General features: G+C 66.0%; 5 protein-coding genes. 3 read left to right on the top strand and 2 right to left on the bottom strand.

The annotated features are described in order from the left end of the window. The first annotated feature begins 83 nt into the window (after positions 1-83). The 3 genes from IR187_RS12100 to IR187_RS12090 all read left to right on the top strand — a co-directional run bounded on the left by IR187_RS12100 (position 84) and on the right by IR187_RS12090 (position 2767). Complete coding sequence (locus IR187_RS12100; protein WP_194954867.1) at positions 84-1202, top strand: acyl-CoA dehydrogenase family protein; 1119 nt, start codon at positions 84-86, stop codon at positions 1200-1202. A gap of 149 nt (positions 1203-1351) precedes the next feature. After that, complete coding sequence (locus IR187_RS12095) at positions 1352-2155, top strand: SDR family oxidoreductase (RefSeq protein ID WP_194954866.1); 804 nt, start codon at positions 1352-1354, stop codon at positions 2153-2155. A 93-nt stretch (positions 2156-2248) separates the two neighbouring features. After that, complete coding sequence (locus IR187_RS12090) at positions 2249-2767, top strand: hypothetical protein (protein ID WP_194954865.1); 519 nt, start codon at positions 2249-2251, stop codon at positions 2765-2767. A 104-nt stretch (positions 2768-2871) separates the two neighbouring features. Here the strand turns inward: IR187_RS12090 and ppc are convergent, their stop codons facing one another. Together ppc and IR187_RS12080 are read right to left on the bottom strand one after the other, a co-directional pair. Then, positions 2872-5541, bottom strand: coding sequence for a phosphoenolpyruvate carboxylase (gene ppc, locus IR187_RS12085; RefSeq protein WP_194954864.1), 2670 nt, complete (start codon positions 5539-5541; stop codon positions 2872-2874). Between the two features lie 63 nt (positions 5542-5604). Next, positions 5605-6027, bottom strand: coding sequence for a YbaY family lipoprotein (locus tag IR187_RS12080; RefSeq protein WP_194954863.1), 423 nt, complete (start codon positions 6025-6027; stop codon positions 5605-5607). Positions 6028-6066: the final 39 nt, after the last annotated feature.

The following is a 6066-nucleotide window of genomic DNA, read 5'->3' as shown; positions in this document are numbered from 1 at the left end:
CCGCAGCGGGGTGGGCAAATGCGACGTCGCTGGCCCACCCCTAACCCCTCCCGCAAGCGGGAGGGGAACTGGAGAGAAAAGACATGCCACTCTACCACAATGACGACCAGGCGATGCTCAAGGATAGCGTTGCGCCCTTCGTCGCCGAACAGGCGCCGGTGTCGCACCTGCGCCAACTCCGCGATACCGCCGACGCCACCGGCTTCTCGCGCGACCTCTGGGCGCAGTTCACCGAAATGGGCCTGCCCGGAATGCTCGTTCCGGAAGCCCACGGCGGGCTCGGCATGGGGCATATGGAGGCGGGCATCGTGCTCGAGGAAATCGGCCGCAACCTGACCCCGTCGCCGTTTCTCGCGACCAGCGTCGGCGCGGTCGCCGCGCTCGCCAAGGCGGGCGGCACGCAGGCGGGCCGCTGGCTTCCCGCCATTGCCAGCGGTGAAGCGATCGTCGCGCTCGCGATCGACGAAGGTGCGAAGCATCGCCCCGACCGCATCGCGACGACCGCGACGCGCGCGGGCAACGGCTTCCGCCTCGACGGCAAGAAAAGCTTCGTCCTCCACGGCCATGTCGCCGACATGAGCATCGTTGCGGCCAGGACCGACGGCGGCATCACCCTGTTCGCGGTGCCGAAGGATGCCAAGGGCGTCACCGCCGATCCGCGCCGCCTTGTCGACAGCAGCCTCGCCAGCCATGTCACCTTCGACGGCGTCGAGGTCGATGCCGACGCGGTGATCGGCGAAGTCGATGCGGGCGGCGACATCCTCGACGCGCTCCTCGCCGCCACCCGTACCGGTGCCGCCGCCGAAATGGTCGGCGTCGGACAGGGCGCGATGGACATGACCGTCACCTACCTCAAGGAACGCAAGCAGTTCGGCAAACTGATCGGCGAATTCCAGGGCCTCCAGCACCGCGCCGCGCATCTCTATGGCGAAATGGAAGTCGCGCGCGCCACCGTGATGAAGGCGCAGCAATTGCTCGACGAGGGCAACGAGGGCGCCAAACTCATGGTCTCGGTCGCCAAGGCCAAGGCGGGTCGCGCCGCCAATCTTGCGGTGCGCGAAGGTGTCCAGATGCACGGCGGCATCGGTATGACCGACGAATATGACATCGGCCTCTATATGAAACGCGACCGTGCGCTCGCCGAATATATGGGCGATGTGCATTATCACATCGACCAGGTGGCGCGGATGAACGGCTACTAAACTTCATCCCCTCCCGCTTGCGGGAGGGGCAGCGAGACTTGCGAGCTTGCTCGCTAGTCGCAGCGGGGAGGGCATCGCGGTGTCGCGCAGCCCAGACAGGCCCCACCCCAACCCTCCCCTGAAGGAGAGGGAGCAAAAAGGATAACGCCATGAACCTCACTGACATGTTCGGCCTCGACGGCCGCATCGCGCTCGTCACCGGCGGCTCGCGCGGCATCGGCAAGATGATCGTCGAGGGCTATCTCACCGCGGGTTGCGCGCGTGTTTACATCTCGGCGCGCAAGACGGCGCAGATCGAGGAAGCCGTCGCCGATTTCGAAACGCGCTATCCGGGCAAGGTGATCGGCCTTCCCGTCGACCTCGCCACGGTCGAAGGCTGCCGCGCGCTCGCCAAGGAACTCGAAGCGCGCGAGGAACGGCTCGACATCCTCGTCAACAACGCCGGCGCCGCATGGGGCGAACCCTTCGAGGGTTTCCCCGAAGCTGGCTGGGACAAGGTGATGGACATCAACGTCAAATCGCCCTTCTTCCTGACGCAGGCGCTCCACGGGCTACTCAAGGCGGGGGGCACCGCCGATCGCCCGGCCAAGGTCATCAATATCGGCTCGATCGACGGGATGCGGCTCAACCCCTGGGAAACCTACAGCTATCACGCGTCGAAGGCGGCGATCCTCTACCTCACCAAACGCCTCGCCGCGCGCCTGGTCACCGACCATATCCTCGTAACCGCGATCGCTCCCGGCGCCTTCCAGTCGGACATGAACAAGGCCGCGCGCGACCATGGCGATGCGGTCGCCAAGAGCATCCCGGTCAAGCGCATCGGCGTGCCCGAGGACATGGCCGGCGCCGCGATCTTCCTCGCGTCGAAGGCGGGCGACTATGTCGTCGGCGACACGATCACCGTCGACGGCGGGCTGGTCCACGGCGACCTGAAGACCAGCATCGACGCGTAACATAAGCCCCTTCCCTTCAGGGGACGGCGTGGACCAATTGACTCGCCCATCGCCAAGGTGTATTATATAACTAATGCACCAAGGAGATGTGCCATGCGTTTTGCGTATCTGATTCCCCCGATGATGCTTCTCGCCGCCTGCGGGTCGGAGGAGAAGAAAGCCGATGACAGCACCGAAGTCTCGATCAACGCGGGCGATAAGGGCGGCGGGATCCAGATCAAGTCGGGCGCCGACGGCGGCAAGCTGAAGATCGACGCCGGCGGGGTCAACATCGGCCTCGACATCCCCAATGTCGGCGATTTGGACATCGGCCAGGATTTCGACATCGACGGCGTCGGGCTTTATCCCGGCAGCAAGATCACCAGCATGGACATCGACGCCCGCGACAAAAACGGCAGGCACGAAGCCAAGGCGAAGTTCGGCTTCACCACACCCGCCGCGCCGGCCATCGCCGCCGACTGGATGGCGGGCGAATTTGCGAAAAAGGGCATCAAGGTCACGCGAACGGGCGACGCGATTGCGGGCACGGCCAAGGACGGCGATAATTTCATGATCCGCTTCAACCCCGACGGCAAGGCGTCGAAGGGCGAAGTGCTGATCAGCAAGAGCTGAGGCAGGCCCAAATCACCTCGTCATTGCGAGCGGAGCGAAGCAATCCAGAGTAGCATAAACCGCCCTGGATTGCTTCGCTCCGCTCGCAATGACGGAGAAAGAGCCTAACCGCTGTTCCTGAGCGCCGTCGCGATGGCGTTGATCGTCAGCTGGATCCCCTCGGCAATCCGCGGGTCGGTTTCGCCCGCACGATGCCGCTTCATCAGCTCGATCTGGAGCAGGTTGAGCGGCTCGATATAGGGCAGGCGCAGCCGGATCGACGCTTCGAGCGCCGGGTTCTTTTCGAGCAATCTTGTCTGCCCGCTGATCTCGAGCAGCCCGTCGTGCGCGCGGTTCCACCCGTCCTTGATGCGCCCGAAAATTGCGTCATGGCCTTCGACCTGGCTTGCGAGCGCCGCGTAGCGCGCCGCGATCCCCATGTCGGATTTAGCGAGTACCATCTCCATATTGCCGAGCAGCGCGCCAAAGAACGGCCAGCCTGCCGCCATGTCGGTCAGCATCGCTTTGTCCTCGAACGCCGCGAACGCCTCGCCCGTGCCGTACCAGCCGGGCAGCATCGTGCGCGCCTGCGCCCAGCTGAATACCCAGGGGATCGCGCGCAGATCCTCGATCGCGCTCGATTTGGTGCGGCTCGACGGCCGCGACCCGATTTTCAGGCCCGCGATCTCGGCGATCGGGGTCATCGCGCGGAAAAAATCCTTGAACGCGGGGGTATCGTAAACCAGCCCGCGATAGGCGGCGAAAGCGCTGTCCGACAGCGCGTCCATCGCCGCGGTAAAGCGCGCCGCTTCCTTCGCGCCCATCGCCTCGGGCTCGAGGCTCGCGAGCAGGCTCGCCGACACCATCGCCTCCAGATTGGTCGCCGCGCCGTCGATCGTGCCATATTTGGCGGCGATCACTTCGCCCTGTTCGGTGATCCGGATGCGGCCCTGTACCGTGCCCGCGGGCTGGGCGCGGATCGCGGCAAAGGCGCTGCCGCCGCCGCGCCCGACGGCACCGCCGCGGCCGTGGAACAGCTGCATCGCCGTGTCCGCCGCCTCGAACACCGGGGTCAGCGCCGCCGAGGCCTGGTGCAATCCCCAGGTCGAGGTCAGATACCCGCCGTCCTTGTTCGAATCCGAATAGCCGATCATCACTTCCTGATGCCCGCGCGCGGCGACATGCGGCGCGATTTCGGGCAACGCGAAATAGGCCGCCATGATTGCGGGCGCGTCGTCCAGGTCGGCGATCGTTTCGAACAGCGGCACGACCATCAGATTGTCATCGCTCGCCGCCGACCACAGCCCGCCCTCGCGCGCCAGCACATGGACTTCGAGCAGGTCGGACAGGCTCTCGGCCTTGCTGATGATCCACTGGACGATCGCATCCTTGCCCAGCCTGCTGCGCACGTCGGCGGCGGCATGGACGATCGCCAGCTCGCCCGCGGTTTCCTCGCTCCATTCGTGCCAGGGCGCCGCGAGCGGGCGGTTGACCGCCAATTCGCGGCGCAGCAACGCGACGCGGGCTTCCTCGTCCAGCGCCAGATAGTCGGCCTCGACCCCCGCCACATGGAGCAGTTCGGCGAGCACACGCTCGTGCACCGCGCTGTTCTGCCGCATGTCGAGCGTCGCCAGATGAAATCCGAACACCTCGACCGCGCGGATCAACCGTCCGAGCGCGCCGATCCCCGCCAGCTGCCCCTTGCCGCTCGCCGACAGGCCGCTCGCGATGGTGACCAGGTCGCGGCGGAAATCGGCGGGTGCGGCATAGGGCTCGCCCTTCAGCGCGCCAGGGCGCGGCGGCGCCTTGCCGGTGATCGCGGCATAGGTCGCAACCAACCGCGCATAGATGCCCGACAGCGCGCGCCGATAGGGTTCGTCGCTGCGGCTCGGTGCGGTGTCGCCGCTCGCTTCGGCCAGCGCCTCGACCGCTTGCGGAACCGGTGCGAGCCCTGACGACACCGACAGTTCGGCGCCAAGCGCGTGAACCTCGTCGATATAATGACCGATCACCGCCGCGGCGTTGCGGCTGGTCGCCATGCGCAGCGTTTCGGCGGTGACGAAAGGATTGCCGTCGCGGTCGCCGCCGATCCAGCTGCCGACGCGCAGGAAGCTCGCGGGCCGCGCACCCAGCTCCTTTTCCCAGCGCGCATAAAGCTTGGGCACCACGGGCAGGAAGACGTCGCGCAAATAAGTCAGCGCATTGTCGATTTCGTCGGCGACGAACAATTTTTGCGTGCGCAGCGGCCGCGTCTGCCACAACAGCACCACCTGCCGCCGGATCGCGTCCTCGATCACGTCGCCCTCGGGCGTTTCCTCAAGCCCGGCATCGCGCATCCGCATCAGTTCGGCGACGCGGTTCTTGTGATCGAGCACCGACTTGCGCCGCACCTCGGTCGGGTGCGCGGTGAGTACGGGCGCGATCAGCGCAGCATTCAGCAGCGCCGCGACCGCCTCGCCGTCGATGCCGTCGCCCTTCAGCTTTTGAAGCGCCGCGGCAACCGTCGCCTCGGGCTCGGCCGCAACCCCTTGCCGGTCCTCGGCCAGATTGGCGAGCATCGAAAACAGCATGAAGCCGCGCACAAAGGCGATGGTGTCGTCGAGACTCAGCGCATCGAGCCCCGGATCGATCGCCTCGGCCCCCGCAATGCCGCGGTGTCGGTCGACGCTCGACGATCGGATATATTCGGTCTGGCGAAACAATTTGTCGCCGCCATAGGCGCGGATGACGTCGCCCAGGATCCGCCCCAGATAGCGGATGTCGGGATTTTGCGAGATCTGGATCGGCGGGCCCATGGCACGATTGCTGCACCTGCGAAGGCGCAGCGTCAAGCGGCGCATAGCTATGCGCGCGATTGATTAGTTCGTCTTCACCAGCACCAACATCCCCATGTCGATCGCGCGGCGGCCATCGAACGCAACGCTGTTGCGCGTATCGGTGATGAACATCAGCCGCCCCGACGCATCGCTGATCCGCGCCGACACCGCATAGCTGTGCCGCGGGTCGAGCGGGCGCTGATCGACGGTCAGCGAAAAGGCAAAGGGCACCTGCCGCCCGTCGGCGGTGAAGCGTTGCTGGGCGATCGTCTTTGCCGGCGCGTCCATCAGGCTGACGTCGGCCAGGGTGATTTCGACCTGCGCCGTCGGCGGCAATGCCATGCGTTCGCGATAGGTGATCTGGCCGGTGACAGTCACGGGCTGTTCGGACGGCCCCAGCGTCGCGCAGGCGGCGAGCGGCAGGGTGGCGAGGCTGAGCGCGAGCGCGCGAACGATACGGACCATGGCTGTTCTCCTGTTATGGTTCGCGGCCCGGTAGCGCCG

It is taken from the genome of Sphingopyxis solisilvae, assembly GCF_015475875.1.
Lineage (GTDB): Bacteria > Pseudomonadota > Alphaproteobacteria > Sphingomonadales > Sphingomonadaceae > Sphingopyxis > Sphingopyxis solisilvae.
This window is presented reverse-complemented; position numbering and strand designations above follow the sequence as displayed.

Bases quoted from the DNA above. Each gene is read 5' to 3' on its own strand.
- IR187_RS12100 (WP_194954867.1), top strand. From the start codon at position 84: ATGCCACTCTACCACAATGACGACCAGGCGATGCTCAAGGATAGCGTT.
- IR187_RS12095 (WP_194954866.1), top strand. From the start codon at position 1,352: ATGAACCTCACTGACATGTTCGGCCTCGACGGCCGCATCGCGCTCGTC.
- IR187_RS12090 (WP_194954865.1), top strand. From the start codon at position 2,249: ATGCGTTTTGCGTATCTGATTCCCCCGATGATGCTTCTCGCCGCCTGC.
- ppc (WP_194954864.1), bottom strand. From the start codon at position 5,541: ATGGGCCCGCCGATCCAGATCTCGCAAAATCCCGACATCCGCTATCTG.
- IR187_RS12080 (WP_194954863.1), bottom strand. From the start codon at position 6,027: ATGGTCCGTATCGTTCGCGCGCTCGCGCTCAGCCTCGCCACCCTGCCG.